The sequence below is a fragment of the Nonomuraea sp. NPDC050451 genome (assembly GCF_044458585.1).
The window spans coordinates 1-19,847 of record NZ_JBITHZ010000020.1 but is presented as its reverse complement, the minus strand read 5'-3'; the positions used below and the strand labels follow the sequence as shown (position 1 = coordinate 19,847).

The 19,847-nt window shown below is 71.7% G+C and carries 17 protein-coding genes; 10 read left to right on the top strand and 7 right to left on the bottom strand.

Annotation, left to right across the window (positions count from 1 at the left end; translation table 11 throughout):
* Nucleotides 1–2: 2 nt before the first annotated feature.
* Nucleotides 3–1,175: a CynX/NimT family MFS transporter gene (locus tag ACIBI9_RS41945; protein ID WP_397231054.1), complete on the bottom strand. Its 1,173-nt coding sequence runs from the start codon at nucleotides 1,173–1,175 to the stop codon at nucleotides 3–5.
* Between the two features lie 67 nt (nucleotides 1,176–1,242).
* Between ACIBI9_RS41945 and ACIBI9_RS41940 the strand changes: the two genes are divergently transcribed.
* Nucleotides 1,243–2,229 carry a LacI family DNA-binding transcriptional regulator gene (locus ACIBI9_RS41940; protein WP_397231052.1) on the top strand — a complete coding sequence of 329 codons (987 nt, stop codon included), beginning with the start codon at nucleotides 1,243–1,245 and terminating at the stop codon, nucleotides 2,227–2,229.
* 4 nt (nucleotides 2,230–2,233) lie between these two features.
* On the opposite strand, the gene ACIBI9_RS41935 is transcribed toward ACIBI9_RS41940, so the two are convergent.
* Nucleotides 2,234–2,554 carry a hypothetical protein gene (locus ACIBI9_RS41935; RefSeq protein WP_397231050.1) on the bottom strand — a complete coding sequence of 107 codons (321 nt, stop codon included), beginning with the start codon at nucleotides 2,552–2,554 and terminating at the stop codon, nucleotides 2,234–2,236.
* A 184-nt stretch (nucleotides 2,555–2,738) separates the two neighbouring features.
* Here ACIBI9_RS41935 and ACIBI9_RS41930 point away from each other — a divergent pair, with 184 nt between their 5' ends.
* The 8 genes from ACIBI9_RS41930 to ACIBI9_RS41895 all read left to right on the top strand — a co-directional run bounded on the left by ACIBI9_RS41930 (nucleotide 2,739) and on the right by ACIBI9_RS41895 (nucleotide 11,462).
* Entirely contained in the window at nucleotides 2,739–3,704 is a 966-nt protein-coding gene (locus ACIBI9_RS41930; RefSeq protein WP_397231048.1) for a sugar-binding transcriptional regulator, read from the top strand.
* A gap of 135 nt (nucleotides 3,705–3,839) precedes the next feature.
* Complete coding sequence (locus ACIBI9_RS41925; RefSeq protein WP_397231046.1) at nucleotides 3,840–4,937, top strand: sugar ABC transporter substrate-binding protein; 1,098 nt, start codon at nucleotides 3,840–3,842, stop codon at nucleotides 4,935–4,937.
* Entirely contained in the window at nucleotides 4,937–5,698 is a 762-nt protein-coding gene (locus ACIBI9_RS41920) for an ATP-binding cassette domain-containing protein (protein WP_397231044.1), read from the top strand. Before ACIBI9_RS41925 ends, ACIBI9_RS41920 begins: the two co-directional genes overlap by 1 nt.
* Nucleotides 5,695–6,927 carry a sugar ABC transporter permease gene (locus tag ACIBI9_RS41915; RefSeq protein WP_397231042.1) on the top strand — a complete coding sequence of 411 codons (1,233 nt, stop codon included), beginning with the start codon at nucleotides 5,695–5,697 and terminating at the stop codon, nucleotides 6,925–6,927. The genes ACIBI9_RS41920 and ACIBI9_RS41915 overlap by 4 nt, the downstream gene beginning before the upstream one ends.
* Nucleotides 6,927–8,426 carry an FGGY family carbohydrate kinase gene (locus tag ACIBI9_RS41910; protein WP_397231040.1) on the top strand — a complete coding sequence of 500 codons (1,500 nt, stop codon included), beginning with the start codon at nucleotides 6,927–6,929 and terminating at the stop codon, nucleotides 8,424–8,426. Before ACIBI9_RS41915 ends, ACIBI9_RS41910 begins: the two co-directional genes overlap by 1 nt.
* On the top strand, nucleotides 8,423–9,847 hold the full coding sequence (locus ACIBI9_RS41905) for an FGGY-family carbohydrate kinase (protein ID WP_397231038.1): 1,425 nt from the start codon (nucleotides 8,423–8,425) through the stop codon (nucleotides 9,845–9,847). Before ACIBI9_RS41910 ends, ACIBI9_RS41905 begins: the two co-directional genes overlap by 4 nt.
* Nucleotides 9,844–10,461 carry a histidine phosphatase family protein gene (locus tag ACIBI9_RS41900; RefSeq protein WP_397231036.1) on the top strand — a complete coding sequence of 206 codons (618 nt, stop codon included), beginning with the start codon at nucleotides 9,844–9,846 and terminating at the stop codon, nucleotides 10,459–10,461. Before ACIBI9_RS41905 ends, ACIBI9_RS41900 begins: the two co-directional genes overlap by 4 nt.
* Nucleotides 10,458–11,462 carry a 2-hydroxyacid dehydrogenase gene (locus ACIBI9_RS41895; RefSeq protein ID WP_397231034.1) on the top strand — a complete coding sequence of 335 codons (1,005 nt, stop codon included), beginning with the start codon at nucleotides 10,458–10,460 and terminating at the stop codon, nucleotides 11,460–11,462. The genes ACIBI9_RS41900 and ACIBI9_RS41895 overlap by 4 nt, the downstream gene beginning before the upstream one ends.
* Before the next feature lie 92 nt (nucleotides 11,463–11,554).
* On the opposite strand, the gene ACIBI9_RS41890 is transcribed toward ACIBI9_RS41895, so the two are convergent.
* The 5 genes from ACIBI9_RS41890 to ACIBI9_RS41870 form a co-directional block, all read right to left on the bottom strand.
* Complete coding sequence (locus tag ACIBI9_RS41890) at nucleotides 11,555–12,412, bottom strand: carbohydrate ABC transporter permease (RefSeq protein WP_397231032.1); 858 nt, start codon at nucleotides 12,410–12,412, stop codon at nucleotides 11,555–11,557.
* A complete protein-coding gene (locus ACIBI9_RS41885) occupies nucleotides 12,409–13,371 on the bottom strand; it encodes a carbohydrate ABC transporter permease (RefSeq protein WP_397231030.1) in 963 nt (320 codons plus the stop codon). Before ACIBI9_RS41885 ends, ACIBI9_RS41890 begins: the two co-directional genes overlap by 4 nt.
* Nucleotides 13,372–13,419: 48 nt before the next feature.
* Nucleotides 13,420–14,721, bottom strand: a complete 1,302-nt coding sequence (locus ACIBI9_RS41880; RefSeq protein ID WP_397231028.1) for an ABC transporter substrate-binding protein — start codon at nucleotides 14,719–14,721, stop codon at nucleotides 13,420–13,422.
* A gap of 120 nt (nucleotides 14,722–14,841) precedes the next feature.
* The gene (locus ACIBI9_RS41875; protein WP_397231026.1) at nucleotides 14,842–15,615 is read right to left on the bottom strand and encodes an AMP-binding protein; all 774 of its coding nucleotides are present in this window, start codon (nucleotides 15,613–15,615) and stop codon (nucleotides 14,842–14,844) included.
* A gap of 327 nt (nucleotides 15,616–15,942) precedes the next feature.
* Nucleotides 15,943–18,243 carry an ATP-binding protein gene (locus ACIBI9_RS41870; RefSeq protein WP_397231024.1) on the bottom strand — a complete coding sequence of 767 codons (2,301 nt, stop codon included), beginning with the start codon at nucleotides 18,241–18,243 and terminating at the stop codon, nucleotides 15,943–15,945.
* A 173-nt stretch (nucleotides 18,244–18,416) separates the two neighbouring features.
* On the opposite strand from ACIBI9_RS41870, the gene ACIBI9_RS41865 reads away from it, so the two are divergent.
* Nucleotides 18,417–19,847 (top strand): ATP-binding cassette domain-containing protein (locus ACIBI9_RS41865; RefSeq protein ID WP_397231022.1); only part of this gene is annotated, 1,431 nt, incomplete at its 3' end.

Genomic DNA, 19,847 nt, shown 5'->3' with positions numbered 1-19,847 from the left:
CCCTAAAGGTTAGCCTTACCTAAGGTAGCAGGCCGCCCCGCGAACCACCCAGCCGTGATCTGCACCACCAGCACCCCCAGCCCGGCCAGCAGCGGCACCGTCCAGCCGCCGGAGACCTCCCTGAGGAACCCGAACAGGAACGGCCCCAGCGCCGCGATCACGTACCCCACCGACTGCGCCACGGCCGACAGCGCGGTCACGGTGGCCGGATCGGCGGGCCGCAGCGCGATGATCAGCAGTGCCAGCGCGAACGAGGCGCCCTGGCCGATCCCCAGCACGATCATCCACAGCCAGGGCGCGGCCGTGGGGGCCAGCAGCATGCCGAGGTAGCCGAGCACGGTCAGCACCCCGGCGCCGACCACGTACGGCACCTGCGAGGCCCGCCGGCCCGCCAGCACGGGGATCGCCAGCGAGGTGACGACCTGGACCAGGTTCGTCAGGCTGAGCAGGTAGCCGGCCTGGTCGGCGGGGAGTCCGGCCTCCAGGAAGATCGTCGGCAGCCAGGCCAGCATGACGTAGAAGGTGAGCGACTGCAGGCCCATGAGGGCGGTCACGGACCAGGTCACGGGGCTCCTGATCACCACTCCGAACGGCCTGGGCCCGTTCTGCGCCCCGCTCTGCTTGCGCAGCGCCTGGGGCAGCCAGAGCAGCGCGGCCAGCAGGGCGGGCACGGCGAGCAGCGCGGAGACGCCGCGCCAGCCGTACCCGGTGGCGTGCTCGATGGGGATGACCAGCCCGGAGGCGAGGGTGGCGCCGGCGACCACCGCTGCGACGTAGACGCCGGTCAGCAGGTTGACCCGGGTGGGGAAGTGCTCCTTGACGACGGCGGGCATGGAGACGTTCATGACGGCGATCGCCGTGGCGGCCAGGGCGGAGCCGAGGTAGAGCACCGGCGCGCCGTCGAGGCCGCGCAGCGCCACGCCCGCCGCGATGACCAGCAGTCCGGCCAGCAGCGTGCGGTCGAGCCCGAGGCGCCGCGCGAGCAGCGGCGTGACCGGCCCGAACACCCCGAGGCAGACCACCATGACCGTGGTGACGGCGCCGCCGCCGGCGGGCGACAGGCCCACGTCCTTCATGATCTCGTCGAGGAGCGGGGAGACACCCGCGATGGCGGGGCGCAGGTTGAGCGCGGCCAGTACGAACCCGGTCACCAGCACGGCAGATCTCAACGACATAGGGAACCACTCTCGCATAACCCCTGACAACGTTGTCTGCCTGGTCCAGGTGAGGAATGATCCTGGCGTGAGACCGACGATGAAGGACGTCGCCTCGGCGGCGGGCGTGGCGCTCAAGACCGTCTCGCGCGTCGTGAACGGCGAGCCCGGCGTCCACCCGGCCACCGCCGAGCGGGTGCGCGCGGCCATCGAGCGGCTGGGCTACAGCCGCAACGAGAGCGCGGCGGTGCTGCGCAGGGGCAGGACCGCCACGGTCGGGCTGGTCATCGAGGACGTGGCGGACCCGTTCTACTCGGGTCTGAGCCGGGCCGTCGAGGACGTCGTCATCGAGCACGGCTGCCTGCTGCTGAGCGGCTCGTCGAGCGAGGAGCCGCTCAGGGAGCGCGAGCTGGTCGAGACGTTCTGCGCGCGCCGGGTGGACGGGCTGATCATGGTGCCCGCCGGCGAGGATCACACGTACCTGCGGCCCGAGCTGGAAGCCGGCACGCCGGTGGTGTTCGCCGACCGGCCGCCGGGGACGGGGATCGACGTGGACACGGTGCTCGCCGACAACCTGGGCGGGGCCGAGGAGGCGATCCGCCACCTCATGGGCCACGGCCACCGCAGGATCGCCTTCCTCGGCGACGCCCCGGGGATCTTCACCGCGGCCGAGCGGCTCAACGGCTACCGGCAGGCGCTCGGGGGACTGTTCGACGAGCGGCTGGTGTCGATGCGACCGCCCTCGTTGGAGGGCGTACGCGCGGACCTGGCCCGCATGTTCGCCCTGGACGATCCGCCCTCCGCCCTGTTCACCGGCAACGGCCGCTACACCGTGACGGCGCTGCGCGCGCTGGCGGGGCGCCGGGTGGCGCTGGTGGGGTTCGACGACTTCGAGCTGGCCGACCTGCTGACCCCGGGGGTGAGCGTGGTGGCGCAGGACCCGGCGTGGATGGGGCGGGTGGCGGCCGAGCTGCTCTTCCGCCGCCTGCGCGGCGACTCGGGCCCGCCGGAGCACATCGAGCTGCCCGTACGGCTCATCGCCCGCGGCTCCGGCGAACTCCCCCCGCCGGGCTGACCGGTCAGACGACCCGCTCGTCCACGCCCACGGCGCCCACGCCGCTGGTGAAGATGCCTCCGCAGTATCCCCGCGACTCCCCCGACGCGCCCGGCGGGAGCGTCACCCACTCGCCGACGACGTCGGGCGCCCGGCCGCAGACCACCACGGCCCGGAACTTCCAGGTCTGGCCCGTGGGGTTGGTGCAGGACGCGATGCCGAGGTCGTTGTCCTGCGCGTGCACGTAGGTGTCGCAGCGCAGGACCGTGGCCGCAGCCGCGGCGGGTGGCGCCATGTTCCCGGCGATCAGACCGACGGCCACCGCGACGAACATCCCCTTGGACATTGCCCCTCCCCCATCAGCGCAATACTTTGCGCAGTCGATCGTAAGCACAGAGTAGTGGCTCTGCCTAGAGGTCGTCATGGCGACTAGCCTTTCCAGCGGAGAACGCGGCAGTGGCCCCCGGGGACATCACCGCCTATAGTCGTTTGCGCATCGGTTCAGCAAAAATGTTCACAGGAGCGCGCGCATGAATGCCGCCGACGTCGCACCAGAGACGCAGGCCAGGTTCCCGCTTGAGCTGATGTACGCGGCGGCCCAGCAGTACTACATCGAGGAGGCCACGCAGGGCGACATCGCCCAGCGGCTCGGCGTCTCCAGGGCGACCGTGAGCCGGCTGCTCACCGAGGCCCGCAAGCAGGGCATCGTCGAGATCAAGGTGCACCGGCCGGCCGCGCTCGAGGACGGCCCGCTGGCCGCCGAGGTGGCACAGGCGCTCGACCTGGAGCGCGTCTTCCTCGTCCCCAAGGTCAGCGGCCCCACGCTGGGCCCGTGGCTGGCCCCCGCCGTGACCCGCGCGCTGGCGGCGGTCGGGCTGGAGTCCGGCGACGTCGTGCTCGTCTCGTCCGGCACCACGGTCTACGAGTGCGCCCGCGAGGGGCTCGGCCAGTATCCGGGCGTCACGATCGCGCCCGCGGTGGGCGGCCAGGAGGAGCCGCAGCCCTGGTTCCAGACCAACGAGACCACCCGCATCCTGGCCGAACGCGCCGGCGGCGTGCCCGCCTACCTCTACGCGCCCGCCCTGCCCGGCCCCGAGCTGTTCTACTCGCTGCAGCACGAGCCGTCCGTGCGCCGGGTCATGGACCTGTGGGCGCACGCCAAGTGCGCCGTCGTCGGCGTCGGCTCGGCCCCGCTGATGCGGCAGATGACGCCCGCCCTCATGCCGCGCGACGCCGACAGCCTGCGCCAGGCCGTGGGCGACGTGTGCATGCGCGTCTACGACCGCGACGGCGAGCCCGTCACGTACCCGGGCAGCGAGCGCCTGGTCGCCACGAAGCTGGAGGAGCTGCGCCGCATCCCCGCCACGATCGCGGTCGCGGTGGGCGCCGAGAAGGTGCTGTCCATCGTCGCGGGCGCCAAGGGCGGCTACTTCAACCAGCTCGTCACGGATGTCCCCACGGCAGAGGGCCTGGTGGCCGCCGCTCGCCAGCTCTGAACATTTTTGCTGGACAAAGTTTCAGCACCCGCGCTACCGTGAGCCGCACCACAGGATGTGCCTGGTTGTGAGGGCATTGTCCTGTTTCGGGGGCAGTGCGTCATGAATCCCGGTAGCAAGTGAGGAAAGAAACCCGTGAACAGAGCTAAGATGCGGACCTCCGCGTTCGCCGCAGTGGCAGTGCTCGCAGGCTCGGTGCTGGCCGCGTGCGGCTCCGGCTCCGGCTCGACCGGCGGGAACACCAGTGGTGGCGGCGGCAGCGGCGCCGTCCAGAACGCCAAGGTCGCCTTCCTCATGCCCGACCTCGCCTCCACCAGGTACGAGCTGGCGGACAAGCCGCTGTTCGAGGCCAAGATGAAGCAGCTCTGCCCGACCTGCGAGGTCATCTACCAGAACGCCGACTCCGACGCCGCCAAGCAGCAGCAACAGGCCAACTCCGCGCTCGCCCAGGGCGTCAAGGCCATCGTGATCGACCCGGTCGACTCCGCCGCCGCGGCCACCATCGTCAAGTCGGCCCAGTCGCAGCAGGTGCCGGTCATCGCCTACGACCGGCCGATCCCGGCCACGCCCGCCGACTACTACATCTCGTTCGACAACGAGAAGATCGGCGCCATGATCGCCCAGTCCCTGGTCGACCACCTGAAGAAGGAGAACGCCAAGGGCGGGATCCTCCAGGTCAACGGCTCGCCCACGGACGCGGCGGCCGGCCTGATCAAGAAGGGCATCCACAGCGCGATCGACCCGAGCGGGTTCAAGCTGCTGGCCGAGTACGACACCCCCGACTGGCAGCCGGAGAAGGCCCAGACCTGGGTCAGCGGCCAGATCACGCAGTTCAAGGACCAGATCGTCGGCGTGGTCGCGGCCAACGACGGCACCGGCGGCGGCTCGATCGCCGCGTTCAAGGCCGCGGGCGTGAAGGTGCCGCCGGTCACCGGCAACGACGCCGAGCTGGCCGCCGCCCAGCGCATCATCGCGGGCGACCAGTACAACACGATCTCCAAGCCGATCAAGATCGTGGCCGAGGCCTCCGCGAACGTGGCGTGGGAGTTCATGCAGGGCAAGAAGCCCGCGGGCAAGTCCACGCTCTACAACACCCCGTCGGAGCTGTTCGTGCCCACGGTGGTGACCAAGGAGAACATCAAGGAAGTGCTGTTCGACAGCGGCATCATGAAGGCCGCCGACGCCTGCACCGGTGAGTACGCCAAGGGCTGCGCCGAGCTCGGAATCAAGTGATGAACGTCCTGTCTCTGCGCGGGATCAGCAAGACCTTCGGCGCGGTGGCGGCGCTGACCGGCATCGACCTCGACGTCGCCGCCGGCCAGGTCGTCGCCGTCGTGGGGGACAACGGCGCGGGCAAGTCGACGCTGGTCAAGATCCTCTCGGGCGTGCACCCGCCGGACGGCGGCACGATCACGTTCGAGGGGAACGAGGTCAACATCCCCACCCCGGCCGCCGCGCACAAGCTCGGCATCGCCACGGTCTTCCAGGACCTCGCGCTCTGCGAGAACCTCAACGTGATCCAGAACCTGTTCCTCGGCCAGGAGATCCGCCCGCTGCGTCTCAACGACGTGGCCATGGAGACCCGCTCGTGGGAGCTGCTCCGCCAGCTCTCCGCGAAGATCCCGAGCGTACGGGTGCCGGTCGCGGCGCTGTCGGGCGGCCAGCGGCAGACGGTGGCCATCGCCCGGTCGCTGCTCGGCGACCCGAAGGTCATCATCCTCGACGAGCCCACCGCCGCGCTGGGCGTGGCGCAGACGGCCGAGGTGCTCAACCTGGTCGAGCGGCTGCGGGAGAACGGCCTGGGCGTCATCATGATCAGCCACAACATGGCGGACGTGAAGGCCGTCGCCGACACCGTCGCCGTGCTGCGGCTCGGCCGCAACAACGGCGTGTTCGACGTGGACCAGGTCTCCACCGAGGACATCATCGCCGCCATCACCGGCGCCACCGACAACGTGGTGTCCCGGCGTGCGCAGAGGGGGAACGGCTCATGAGCACAGTGACGACGGACCGCCAGGACGAGCGGCTGCAGGACCGCGACGGACTGCGCGGCGCGCTCGCCGACGTGGTCGAGCGGGCCCGCGGCGGCGACCTGGGCGTCATCCCCGTCGTGGTGGGGCTCGTGGTCATCTGGACGGTCCTCCAGGTCCTGAACCCGATCTTCCTGTCCAGCGCGAACCTGGTGAACCTCACCCTGGAGTCCGCCGCCGTCGGCATCATCTCGCTCGGCATCGTCTGCGTGCTGCTGGTGGGCCAGATCGACCTGTCCGTCGGCTCGGTCAGCGGGCTGTCGGGAGCGGTGCTCGCGGTGCTGTTCGTGGGCCAGGGGCTGCCGGTCTGGCTGGCCATCGCCGCGGCCGTGATCATGGGCGCGGTCATCGGCTGGGTGTACGGGCAGCTGTTCAACCGGTTCGGGGTGCCGAGCTTCGTGATCACGCTGGCCGGCCTGCTCGCCTTCCTCGGGCTCCAGCTGTACGTGCTGGGCACCAAGGGGTCGATCAACCTGCCCTTCGACTCGGGCCTGGTGAACTTCGCGCAGCTCGACTTCGTGCCGGCCTGGCTGTCGTACACGTTCGCGGTCGTCGCGGCCGTCTGGCTGTTCGTCACCGGATACCTGCATGCCCAGGAGCGGCGCAAGGCCGGGCTGTCGGCCAGGAGCGTGTCCACGCTGGCCGTCAGGAGCGTGGCGCTGCTGGTCGTGCTGGCCTTCGTGGTCTGGTACCTGGGCCAGACGCGCGGCGTGGGCTGGATGTTCGTCTTCTTCGTGGGACTCGTGCTGATCATGCACTACCTGCTGTCGCGGACGAAGTGGGGCCGGGCCGTCTACGCCGTCGGCGGCAACGTGGAGGCCGCCCGCCGGGCCGGCATCAACGTCAGGGCCGTCTACACCTCGGTGTTCGTGCTCTGCTCGACGTTCGCCGCGGTCGGCGGCATCCTGGCCGCGGCCAGGCTCGCGGCGGCCAACCAGTCCAGCGGCGGCGGCGACGTCAACCTCAACGCCATCGCGGCGGCCGTGATCGGCGGGACGAGCCTGTTCGGCGGGCGCGGCACCGCGTTCGGCGCGCTGCTCGGGATCATCGTCATCCAGTCCATCTCCAGCGGCCTGACCCTGCTCAACCTCGACTCGTCGATCAGGTTCGTGGTCACCGGCGCGGTCCTGCTGCTCGCCGTGATCGTCGACTCCGTGTCGCGCCGGTCGAGGACCTCCCACGGCAGGGCCTGATGGCGATCATCTGCGTGGACGCGGGCACCACGGTCATCAAGGCGGTCGGATACGACGCCGAGGGCGCGGAGGCGTTCGTCGCCCGGCGGGAGACCGTGGTCTCCAGGCCCCTGCCCGGCCACGCCGAGCAGGACATGAACGCCGTCTGGGACGCGGTCGCCGCCACGGTGCGCGAGGTCGCCGCCCAGGTGGGCCCGACTGACGACAGGGTGGATTTCGTGGCCGTGACCGCCCAGGGCGACGGCTGCTGGCTGGTCGGCCCGGACGGCGAGCCGACCGGGCCCGCGATCCTCTGGAACGACGCCAGGGCGGCCTCGGCCGTGGACGCCTGGACCCGTTCCGGGACGGCGGCCGAGGCGTTCCGGCTCAACGGCTCGTCGGCCGCCTCCGGGCTGCCGCACGCGATCCTGACCTGGCTGCGCGCGCACGACCCCGGGCGGCTGGAGCGGTCGAGCGCCATGCTCACCTGCGGCGGCTGGATCTTCGCGCGGATGACCGGGGAGCTGGTGGCCGACGAGTCCGACGCCTCCGCGCCGTTCATGGACCTGCGGGCGCGGGCGTACTCCCCCTCGCTGCTGAGCCTGTTCGGGACGGAGTGGGCCGAGCGGCTGCTGCCCCCGATCCGCTCCGGCCACGTCGCCGAGCTGTCCCGGGCCGCGGCCGCCGCGGTGGGGCTGCCCGCCGGGACGCCGGTCGTGATGGCCCCGTACGACATCGCCGCCACGGCGCTGGGCGCGGGCGCGGTGCGGGCCGGTCAGGCGTGCGGCATCCTCGGCACCACGCTCTGCACCGAGGTCATCGTCGACTCGGCCGACCTGGAGGGCGAGCCGATCGGGATCACGATCGCGCTGGCCGGCGGCTACCTGCGGGCCTTCCCCACGTTCGCGGGCACCGAGGTGGTGCAGTGGACGTGCCGCATGCTGGGGTTGAGCGACCCGGCCGAGCTGGGCGAGCTGGCCCTGCTGAGCGGGCCGGGCGCGCGGGGGCTGACGCTCCTGCCGTACCTGTCGCCCGCCGGTGAGCGGGCGCCGTTCTCCGACCCGCTGGCCAGGGGCTCGCTGCTGGGCATGTCGTTCGAGCACGGCCGCGAGGACGTCGCCAGGGCGGCGCTCGAAGGTCTCACGATGGTCATCCGCGACTGCCTGGCCGCCACGGGCGCCGCGCCCACGGAGCTGCGCGTGTGCGGGGGCGGCGCGGCCAGCGCCGCCTGGCTCGGGCTGATCGCCGACGTCACCGGGCTGCCCGTACGCCGCCCGGCCGACGCCGAGGTGGGGGCCCGGGGCGCGTACCTGGTGGGGCTGGCCGCCACGGGCGCCGCACCGTCGATCGCCGCCGCGGCCTCGGACCATGTACGGCTGCGCGACGCGGTCGAGCCCGACCCCGCCCGCCGGGCGTTCTACGACGGGCTGTTCGACGACTTCCTGACCCTGCGCGCGGCGAACGCGGCTTCGTGGCCGCTGCTGGGCGAGATGCGCGACCGTTCGAGAGGCCGTACATGAGTGTTTGGATCGGCATCGATCTCGGGACCCAGAGCGTGCGGGCGATGGCCGTCGCCGGGGACGGGCAGGTGCTCGGCACGGCGAGCCGGCCGCTGACCAGCCACCGCGACGGCCCCCGGCACGAGCAGGACCCCGAGCAGTGGTGGCGCGAGCTGGCCGCCGCCACCCGCGAGGCGCTGCGCGACGTGCCGCCCGAGCGGGTCGCGGGCGTGGCCGTGGCCGCCACGTCTGGAACGATCCTGCTCACCGGCCCTGACGGCCGGGCGCTGACGCCCGCGCTCATGTACGACGACCGGCGCGCCGACGCCACGCGCGCCAACGAGGTCGGCGCCCGCGTGTGGGAGCGGCTCGGCTACCGGCGCATGCAGCCCAACTGGGCGCTGCCCAAGCTCCTGTGGCTGCTCCAGGACGCCCCCGCCGGGGCGCGGCTCGCGCACCAGAACGACTTCGTCAACCGGCGCCTCGTCGGCCACGAGGTGGCCACCGACCTCAGCAACGCGCTCAAGACCGGCGTGGACCTCATCGAGGAGCGCTGGCCGTCCGAGGTGCTGGACGCCCTGGACGTGCCCGCGGAAATGCTCCCCGAGGTCGTACGGCCCGGCACCCGGCTGGGCGTGGTCTGCGCGGCCGCCGCCGAGGAGACCGGCATCCCCGCGGGCACTCCCATGATCGCCGGGACCACCGACGGGTGCGCGGCCCAGCTCGGCGCGGGCGCCACCCGGGTCGGGAGCTGGAACTCGGTGCTGGGCACGACACTGGTGCTCAAGGGCGTGACGAAGGAGCTGATCCACGACCCGCTCGGCGTCGTCTACTCGCACCGCGCGCCGGACGGCTCGTGGCTGCCGGGCGGCGCGTCGAGCACCGGCGCCGGCGTGCTCTCCCGCGACCTGCCCGGCCGCGACCTCGACGCGCTGAGCGCCCAGGCCGCCGACCGCCCGGGACCGCCCGCGAGCGTCACCTACCCGCTGGTCTCGCGGGGCGAGCGCTTCCCGTTCGACGCCCCCGGCGCCGAGGGGTTCACGCTCGGCAGCCCGGCCGACGACGTCGAGCGCTACGCGGCGATCCTGCTCGGCGCGGCCTTCGTCGAGCGCCTCTGCTTCGACTACCTCGACCTCCTCGGCGCCCCCGTGGACGGCGAGATCATCCTGACCGGCGGCGCCACCCGCAGCGCGTACTGGACCCGGCTCAGGGCGGACGTCCTGGGACGTCCCGTGACGCTGCGGGAGAACGCCGAGCCCGCCCTGGGCATGGCCGTCCTGGCGGGCGGCGACCCCGACCGGATGATCAGGACCCGCGCGGTCGTCGACCCGTCGGGAGCCGACCTCACGGAGCCCTACCTGCGCTTCGTCACCGAGCTGGAAGGGCGCGGCTGGCTCGACCCGGCCGCCGCCCGGCACGCACGCGAGAGGACCGCCCGATGACCGACCTCGTCCTGGTCCGCCACGGCGAGACCGTCTGGCACGCCGAGAACCGCTACGCGGGGATCAGCGACATCGAGCTGACCCCGCGCGGGCACGCCCAGGCCGCCCAGCTGGCCGAGTGGGCCGGTCAGGCGGGCCTGGCGGCCGTGTGGGCCTCCACGCTCAGCCGGGCCCGGATCACCGCCGCGGCCGGCGCCGACAAGGCGGGGGTGGAGCTCCGGACCGACCCGAGGCTGCGCGAGCTCGACTTCGGCGAGGGCGAGGGCCTGACCTCGGCCGAGATGGCGGCCCGCTTCCCCGAGGCACGGGCCGCGTTCGAGTCCGACCCCGCCGGTCACCCGCTGCCCGGCGGCGAGGACCCGCACCTGGCCGCCGACCGGTTCGTGGCCGCCCTCGACGACATCGCCACCGCCCACCCCGACGGGCGCGTGCTCGTGGTCGCGCACACGACCGCCATCAGGCTCGCCCTGTGCCGCCTGATCGGGGTGCCGCTCGGCGAGTACCGGCGGCTGTTCCCGCGCCTGGACAACTGTGCCCTGACCGAGCTGCGCCTGCGTGCCGGGCGGCGGGCCGCGATGCTGCAGTACAACTCCCCGATTGGAGCCGTTCGTTGACCATCCGAGTGCTTGCCGCGGGCGACCACTTCGTCCAGAACCGCCTGCTCATCGACGCGCTCAGGCGTGAGGTCCCCGGCGAGTTGGACATCAGCGAGCTCACGCTGCCGTGGCCGGTCGAGCCGTTCGGCCGGGTGGGCGAGGTGGACGAGGCCTCGGACGTGGAGGACGAGCTGATCGAGGCGCTACGCGGCGTCGAGGTCTGCGTGACCCAGATGGCCCCTTTGACCAAGCGGGTCCTGGACGCCTCCCCCGACCTGCGGCTGTTCTGCGTGAGCCGGGGCGGTCCCGTCAACGCCAACCTGGAGGCGGCCACGGCGGCGGGCGTGGCGGTGACGTTCGCGCCCGGCCGCAACGCGGTGGCCACCGCCGAGCACACCCTGGCCATGCTGCTGGCCGCCACCCGCAGGATCCCCCAGACGCACAACGACCTGGCGGGGGGCGTGTGGCGGGGCGACTACTACATGTACGAGAACGTCGGCCCCGAGCTGGACGGCAACACGGTCGGCCTGGTCGGCTACGGCGCCATCGGCCGCCGCGTGGCCCGCATGCTCGAAGGCTTCGGCGCGGCGGTCCTGGTCTATGACCCGTACGTGGACGTGCCCGGCCGGGTGGAGCTGGACGAGCTGCTCCGGCGCTCCCACTTCGTCTCCCTGCACGCCCGCGCCACCCCCGAGACCAACGGCATGATCGGCGCGGCCGAGATCGCCTCCATGCCGCGCGGCTCGGTCCTGGTCAACTGCGCCAGGGGCGCGCTGGTCGACTACGACGCCGTGTGCGACGCCCTGGAGTCGGGCCACCTGTTCGGGGCCGCCATGGACGTCTTCCCGGAGGAGCCCATCCCGGCCGGCTCGCGCCTGCTCACGACCCCGAACCTGATCATGACCCCGCACCTGGCCGGGGCCAGCAAGCAGACGGCCATGAAGGCGGCCTCGATCGTGGCCGCCGACGTGGCCCGCTACGTACGCGGCGAGCCCCTGTCCCACGTGGCCACCGCCTGACACCCACCGCGCCCGCCGAGTAGGGCCGTCACCGCCGCTCCCCTCCCGAAAGGACCCCGCCGAAGTACGGCGGGAAGCGGCGGTGACGGGGGCTACCCCTTGAGCGCTCCCGCCATCAGCCCCCGCATGAAGAACCTGCCCAGCAGCACGTAGATCAGCATCGTCGGGATCGACGACAGGATGGCCGCCGCCATCTGCTGGCTGTACGGGGTGGCCTGCGCACCGGCGATGTTGTTCAGCATCACGGTCGTGGGCCAGCTCGTCGGCCCGGTCAGGAAGACGGCGAACAGGAAGTCGTTCCAGAGCGAGGTGAACTGCCAGATGACGACCACCGCGATCGCGGGCGCCGACACCGGCAGCACCACCGACCAGTACGCCCGCAGCATGCCCGCCCCGTCCACCCGGGAGGCCTCGATCAGCTCGTCGGGGATCGTGACGTAGTAGTTGCGGAAGATCAGCGTGCAGATCGGGATCCCGTACACGACGTGGGCCAGCACCAGCCCGGGGATGCCACCGTAGAAGACGCCCTGCAGCCCGGTCAGCTCGTTCAGCCCCACGAGCAGCTGCACCAGCGGGATCATGACCCCCTGGTACGGGATGAACATGCCGAACAGGAACAGCGTGAACAGCACGTCCGCCCCAGGGAAGCGCCACTTGGACAGCACGTAGCCGTTCATGGAGCCGAGCGCGCACGACAGCAGCGAGCCCGGCACGGCCAGCAGCACGCTGTTCCACAGGCCCGGGGCCAGCTTCTCCCAGGCCACCCGCCACGCCTCGGTCGTCCACGTCCGCGGCAGGTTCCACGCCTGGCCGGGGTCGGCCTCGGTGAGCGGCTTGAAGCTGGTGACCAGCAGCACGTAGATGGGGATCAGGAAGATCACCACGAAGAGGATCAGCAGTCCGAACCGCACCCACGGGAAGACCGTCCGGCGCGTGGCCACCGCCGTCATGAGCGCCTCTCCTGTTCATGGTCGCGCTCACTTGGCCCTCGCTGGCCACGCGAGCTACCGCTCTCGGGCCTGACCGTTCGCCGCTCCGCACGCACGGACCAGATCAGGTACGGGATCACGAAGACCGCCACGCTCAGCACGATGTACGAGGCGATCGTGGCGCCCTTGGCCGGGTCGTGCGAGTCGAACACCGCCACCCACATGAACACCGCGGGCACGTCCGTGATGATCTGCTTGCCCGACACCGCCACGATCAGGTCGAACACCTTGAGCGAGATGTGCCCCAGGATGATCAGCGCGGACAGGGTGACCGGCCGCAGCAGGGGCAGCACCACGTGCCGGTAGACGCCCCACTCGGTGCAGCCGTCCACCCGCGCGGCCTCCCGCAGCTCCTCGGGCACCCCGCGGAAGCCCGCCAGAAACAACGCCATGACATATCCGGACATCTGCCAGATTGCAGGGATCGCCATCGCGGCCATCCCCCAGTCCGGATCCCTGAACCACTGCCACTGCGGCAGCCCGATCCAGTCGAACAGCCGGTTCAGGCCGACCGCCCGCTCCCCCGTCCCCGAGTTCATCAGCCACCGCCACACGATGCCGGTCGCGACGAACGAGATGGCCATCGGGAACAGGTAGATCGCCCGGAACGTCCCCTCGCCCCTGATCCCCTTCTCCATGAGGAACGCCAGCAGCCACCCGAGCAGGAGCGCGCCCAGCACGAACACGATCGTGAAGACGATCGCGTGGTTCACCGAGAGGTGCCACCGCGGCTGGTCCCAGATGTCGATGAAGTTCTGCAGCCCCACGAACTTCCCCTCGGACACCTCATCGTGCTTGTCCGTCATGGCCAGCCGGAAGTTCCAGCCGAGCATGCCGTACACGAAGACGCCGATCAGGATGATCGACGGCGTGACGAGGAGGAGTCCGGGCAGCCACGTGCGTGCCCGCCTCACAAGCATTCCCTCCCACGGGCGCGGCGGGCGCCGGGTGACGCCCGCCGCACATCGCTACTGAGCGTTGGACTTGGCCGCGTCGGCGAGCCCCTGCTGCAGGGCCTTGACGTCCTTGCTGCCGATGAACAGGCCGACCGACTCGGTGATCGCCGCCAGCCACGGCTGGTTGACCGAGACGCCGTGCTGGATCGACCCGGCGAGCTTGTTGCTCGACCAGTCCTTCAGCGCGTCGGCCAGGTAGTCGGTGTAGAGGGCCTGGTCGGCGTCCTTGCGGGCGGGGATGGAGCCCTTCTTGGGGTTGAAGGCGTCCTGGCCCTCCTTACTGGCCGCGACCTTCAGCCAGGCGGTGGCGCCGTCACGGTTCTTCGCGCCCTTGGGGAGGGTGAAGCTGTCGGACAGCCACATGTACGTGCCCCCGGTCCCGGGAGCCGGCGCCCAGTCGAAGTCCGTCTTCGACGTCTTGCCCAGGCCGCCCTCCGGCGGGTTGTGGAAGTAGCCGTACGCCCAGTCGCCCATGATGTTGAACGCGGCCTCGCCGTCGGCGACCTGCTTGGCGGCCGGCTGCCAGTCGTCCTGCGGGTCGCCCGCGTACGACATGATCTTGGCGAAGCTCTCGAGCGCCTTGGTCACCTGCGGGCTGCTCCAGTCGGCGCCCGGCTTGAACAGCGCGTTGTAGGCGTCGGTGCCCATCGAGCCGAGCAGCACGTTCTCCAGCAGGTGGGTTACGGTCCACTCGGAGCCGATCGACAGCGGGATCTTGCCCTTGGCCTTGACCTTCTCCAGGTCCGCGATGAACTCGTCGATCGTCTTGGGCGCGGCGGCCACGCCGGCGTCCTTGAGCACCGCCGGGTTGAACCACAGCACGTTGGAGCGGTGGATGTTCACCGGCACCGAGTAGATCTTGCCGTCGACGCTGATCTGCTCGACGAGCTGCGTGGGGAAGACGTCCTTCAGCTTCAGCTCGTCATAGAGGAAGGTCAGGTCCTCCAGGTTGCCGGCCTTGATGTAGCCCTGGAGTTCGGCGCCCGCGTGTCCCTGGAAGGTGTCGGGCGGGGTGTTGGCCTGGAGCTTCGACTGGAGCAACGCCTTGGCCTTGTCACCGGAGCCGCCCGCCACGGCGGCGTCGAAGAATGTGTAGTTCGGATTCTGCTGCTCGAAGATCTTCTTCATCGCCTGGAGGCCGTCGGCCTCACCGGGGCCCGTCCACCAGGAGAAGACCTCAACCTGTTTCTTCTCCCCGCCGCCACCGCTCGCAGCCGGAGACTGGGACGCCTGTCCCCCTCCGCCGCCACCGCAGGCCACCAGGCTCAACGCGCTCACGATCGAGATCGAGACGGTCGCTAACCACCGTCGCATCGCACACCATCCCTTCGAAGCCCCCGAAGTTGGTGATTTGACAACGTTGTCAACCAACGGCCATCTACCCACTTCCCGCCGCGCGGCGTCAAGGGATGGGCGGATAACAGCTCCGCATACTCAGCGGACGCGCTCGAGCCCGCCCTCGGGGTTGGTCACCACCGTGACGCTGAAGTCGTAGCTCGTGCCGGGCGGATCTCCGCCGCCCGCGGCGACCACCAGCGCGCCCTTGGACACGCCCAGGCCGACCAGGGCGACCAGGTCGCACCGGCCGTCGGGCGGCCACGTGGTCAGCACGACGTCGGACTCGGCCAGGCCCACGGGCAGGTCGAGCTCCGCCATCCTGGACAGCAGGTCGGCGTGGGACATCCGGCGACCGTCCGCCGTCAGCAGCGCGTCCTGGCGCTTGGCGTCGAGCGCGGGCAGCGGGGTGGGCTCCAGCGTGAACAGGCCGCGGAAGTCGATCGTGTCGAGCGCCGCACCCAGCGAGACGACCTGGCGCACCCGGGACTCGTCGGCGGCCCGTACCGCCGTCTCCGCCAGGTCGGGGGTGGTGATCAAGGTGCGCGCGTCGCACGCCCGCAGCCACGCGGCCATCTCCCCGGCGCCGAGCGCGGGGTCGATCGGCGCAGCCACGCCGCCCGCCGCGAGCACGGTGTGCACGGCCAGCGTCTGCGCGCCGGCCGTCGAGACGTGCACGCCCACCACCTGGTCGCGCCGCGCACCCCTGCGTACGAGCCCCGAGGCCGCCCTGGTCACCTCGGTCACCAGCCTGCGGTAGCCGTAGACGTGGCCGCCGCGCAGATCGACGAGCGCCGGCCGCTCCCCGCGCTCGTACGCCCGGCGGAACACCTCGTGGATCACGGTCCCGGTGGTCGAGGCGGCAGGCTTCATGACCGCCAACGTACGGCCGCCGGGCATGCACAGCATCCACCGATGTATGTAGGCCGATGTGCATTCCCGCGGGCGGGCCCGAGCCCTGCGCGACTCGAGCCCGCTGCCACGCGCCCGGAACCGGACCTCCACCCCTCCGAGGAGGCCCAGCTCCGTGCGGACGCGTGACGTCCCCGATGGACCGGCCGCACCGCCAAAGGTGGAAAGGCGGTGCGGCCGATCACACGTAGCAACGGTAGGTGTGCAGACGGGTGCCGCACATGCGCTGACATGGCCATTCGACGATGTAAACCGGCAGGCTCTGTGATGTGTAGAGAGGTACGCGGATCAGCGGCTCTCGATCACCCATGCGGCGATCTGTGTACGTGTGGAGAAGCCCAGCTTGGACAGAATGTTGGCCACGTGGCGGGCGGCGGTCGCCGGGCTGATGACCAGTTCGTCGGCGATGGCCCGGTTGCTGAGCCCTCTGGCGATCAGCTCGGCGATCTCGCTTTCCCTCGCCGTGAGCCTGCTGTCCTGGTTGACCGGCAGGACCGGCTCGACGGGGCGTTCGGGCAGCGCGCCGTCCAGGGCGCACGCCACGGCCTGCTCGGCGGTCATCCCCGCGCCCTCGGCCCACAACATGCCGACCACGGCCTCGCCCAGCCCGGCCCGCGCCGGTCGCAGGACGTCCTCCGTACGCGCGTCCGGCTGGCGGCTGCGCAGCGCCACCGAGGCGGCGGCCAGCACGACCGCGCGCCGGTGGTCGCCCTCGGCGGAGACCAGGACCGCCCACTCCTCCAGCCGCCTGGCGATGCCCGCCCGCAGCCCCGCGTCGCGGCTGAGCACCAGCGCCTCGGTGAACCTGGTCCTGGCCTCCAACAGGTCACCCTGGTCGAGCGCCACCTTGCCGAGCCCGGCCAGGCAGCTCACGATCTGCTGCCTGGCGTCCACGTGCCGCAGCAGGCTCAGCCCCGACTCGTAGTGCCGCTTGGCCGTCGCGAGGTCGCCCGAACGCCTGGCGACCTGGGCGAGCCCGATGTGGGCGAAGGACCGGCCGACGTGGTTGTCGAGCCCCTCGTTGATCGCCAGCACCTCCTCGAACCCGCGCTGCGCCTCCCGCAGACGGCCGTGGTGCAGGCCGAACTGCGCCCGGGTGCCCTGGGCCAGCGACTCCAGGATGAGATCGCCGGAGCGCCTGGCCAGCTCCAGCGCGCGGGCCAGGGTGTCGGGCTTGCCGGTGAGCTGGGCGAGCACGATCGTGCCGACGGCCTCGCCGTACGCGTCGTCGGCGGCCCTGCACAGGTCGAGCCCGGCGCGGGTGCACCACGTGGCAAGTTCGAGGTCGCCCGCCGCCAGCGCCAGCTCGCCGCGCAGGATCGTGGCCTGGCCGCGCAGCGCCGGCCGCACCTGCGGGACGTCGAGGGCCAGCAGCCGGTCGAGCCGCTCGGCCATGTCGAGCTTCCTGCCGCTGCCGACCAGCAGGTAGCGCAGGTCGGTCAGCAGGCCCAGCGCGGTCTCCGGCAGGCCGATGGCGATCGACCAGTCGCAGGCCGAGCCGACCTCGACCTTGAGTGCGTCGAACAGGTTCACGTACCGCTCGATCACCGGCCACGACGTGCGTGCTCCCGGCGCGATCGCCTCCTTGAACCCGCTCGCCATCGCGGCCAGCGCCGTCAGGTGCCTGCGCCGCAGCTCCGTCTCCTCGCCGGACTCGGCGAGCTGCTCCAGCGCGTAGTCCCGTACGGTCTCCAGCAGCCGGTAGCGCGCCTGACCGGCGATCTCCCCGTCGAGTGCGACCAGCGACTTGTCCACCAGGTCGCACAGCCTGAGCAGTACGTCCTCCTCGGGCAGGCCCGGCCCCGAGCAGACCGCCTCGGCCAGATCGAGCGTCCAGGAGGAGCGGAAGGCGGCCGTGCGGCGCAGCAGCAGCCGCTCCTGCGGGGAGAGCAGCCGGTAGCTCCAGTCCACGGCGGCCCTGAGCGTGCGGTGCCGGGCCGGAGCCGTACGCGCCCCGCCCGCCAGCAGCCTGAACCGGTCGTCCAGCCGCTCGACGAGCTGGCGCACGGACAGGACCCGCACCATGGCGGCGGCCAGCTCGATCGCCAGCGGCAGGCCGTCGAGCGCCTGGCAGAGCTCCGTGACCAGCGGCCGATTCTCGTCGGTCAGCTCGAAGTCGGGCCGGGCGGCGGTGGCCCTGGCCACGAACAGCCGCACGGCCTCGCTCTCCTCCCCGCCCACCGGCCCGTCCACCGGCCCATCCACCGGCGCGTCCACCGACAGGGGCGGCACCCGCCACACGGTCTCGCCGGGCACGCGCAGCGGCTCCCTGCTGGTGGCCAGCACGGTGAGCCCGGAACAGGCGCCGAGCAGGTCACGGCACAGCTCCGCGCACTCCCCGATCACGGGCTCGCAGTTGTCGAGCACCAGGAGCGCGCGCCGGCCCGCGATCGACTCGGCGAGGTCGCCCGCTATGCCGAGCGCGGCGGCGACGTACCCTCTCAGCTCGCCCTTCTCCAGGTCGGCCAGCTCGATCAGCCACACGCCCCCCGGGTGGTCGGGGCCCACCCTGGCCGCGAGCCGCAGCGCCAGCCGGGTCTTCCCGATGCCGCCCGCGCCGCAGAGGGTCACGGCCCGGGAGACGCGCATCAGATGGACGAGCTCATCGAGATCGGACTCCCGGCCCACGAACGCGTTCGGCTCGGCCGGCAGGTCGCTGAAGTCGGCGAATCACAGCATCACTGTGAGTGTGTCACCAACTACGCCGCGCGCCCAGACATAATCGATGGAGATCTGTCAGTGCCCGTGGGCACACTCAAGTCATGGCCGATGAGCCGCTCGAACTCGGTGAGATCTCCTTCTCCGACTGGCACGCCCATCAGGACAAGCTGGCGGAGGTCGGATTCCTGACCATCGCCAGGCGGCTGCCGTCGCTCGTGGCGCAGGCGATGCGCATGGCCTGGCGGGCCAGCTCGCGCGACACCCTCGCCACGATCACGCTCAACCTGCTCGGCGGCGTCTTCACGGCCTTCGGCCTGCTGGCGACCACCGGCGTGCTGACGGCCCTGTTCAGCGAGGGCCCCACCCCCGACCGCGTGCTGGCCGCGCTGCCCAGCCTCGCCCTGGTCGGGGTGGCCGCGACGCTCCGCACCGGCGTGCAGGCCGGCGCGGGCTGGGCGCAGTCCCGCCTCGACCCCCAGGTGAGCCGGCTCACCGAGGAGCGCCTGTACGGGCTGACCAGCCGGGTGGAGCTCGTGGCCTACGACGACCCGGAGTTCCACGACGCGTTGCAGCGGGCCAGACTGCGCGGCGTGGCCATGGCCGACTCGGTGGTGACCTCGGCCATCGACGTGGTCACGGCCGCGGTCGGCATCGCGGCCGTGGCCGGCGTCCTGGGCCTGCTCCATCCGGTGCTGCTCCCGCTCCTCCTGCTGGCGGTGCTGCCCGACGCCTGGGCGGCGGTCCGCAGCGCCAAGATGCGCTACACCACCCTCTACGCCCTCATCCCCGCCAACCGCCGCAAGTGGATCATCGCGGAGCTGCTGGCCAACCGCGAGCCGGCGGCCGAGGTGCGCTCGTTCACCATGCGCGGCTTCCTGCTGCGCATGTACGACGCCGTGGCCAAGGCCGAGCAGGAGGTCCTGCTCAGGCTCGCCCGGCGCCAGACCTTCGCCCGCCTGGTCGGCGAGGCCCTCGGCGGCCTCGGCTCCGCCCTCGTCTACGTCGCCCTCGGCGTGCTCCTGGCCCTGGCCGCGATCCCGCTGGCGGTGGCGGGCACCGCGGTCCTGGCGATCAGGTCCGCCCAGTCCTCGCTGGCCAACCTGATGTACGCCACCAACCGCCTCTACGAAGAGGGCCTCTACTTCACCGACTTCCTGGAGTTCTGCGCCGACGCCGAACGCCGCGTCCCGGCCGCGCGCGAGGCGTCGGTGCCCGAGAGCTTCGAACGCATCACAGCCGCCGACATCACCTTCACCTACCCCGGCGCCGAGGAGCCCGCCCTGCGCGAGGTCTCCATCGAGATCAAACGCGGCGAGGTCATCGCCTTCGTCGGCGAGAACGGCTCCGGCAAGACCACCCTCGCCAAAATCCTGTCCGGCCTGTACGAACCCGACACCGGCACCGTCCGCTGGGACGACACCGACCTGCGCCAGGTCGACCCCGAACACCTGCGCCTGCGCACCGCCGTCATCGCCCAGGACCACACCCGCTGGCCCCTCACCGCCCGCTACAACATCACCATGGGCACCGGC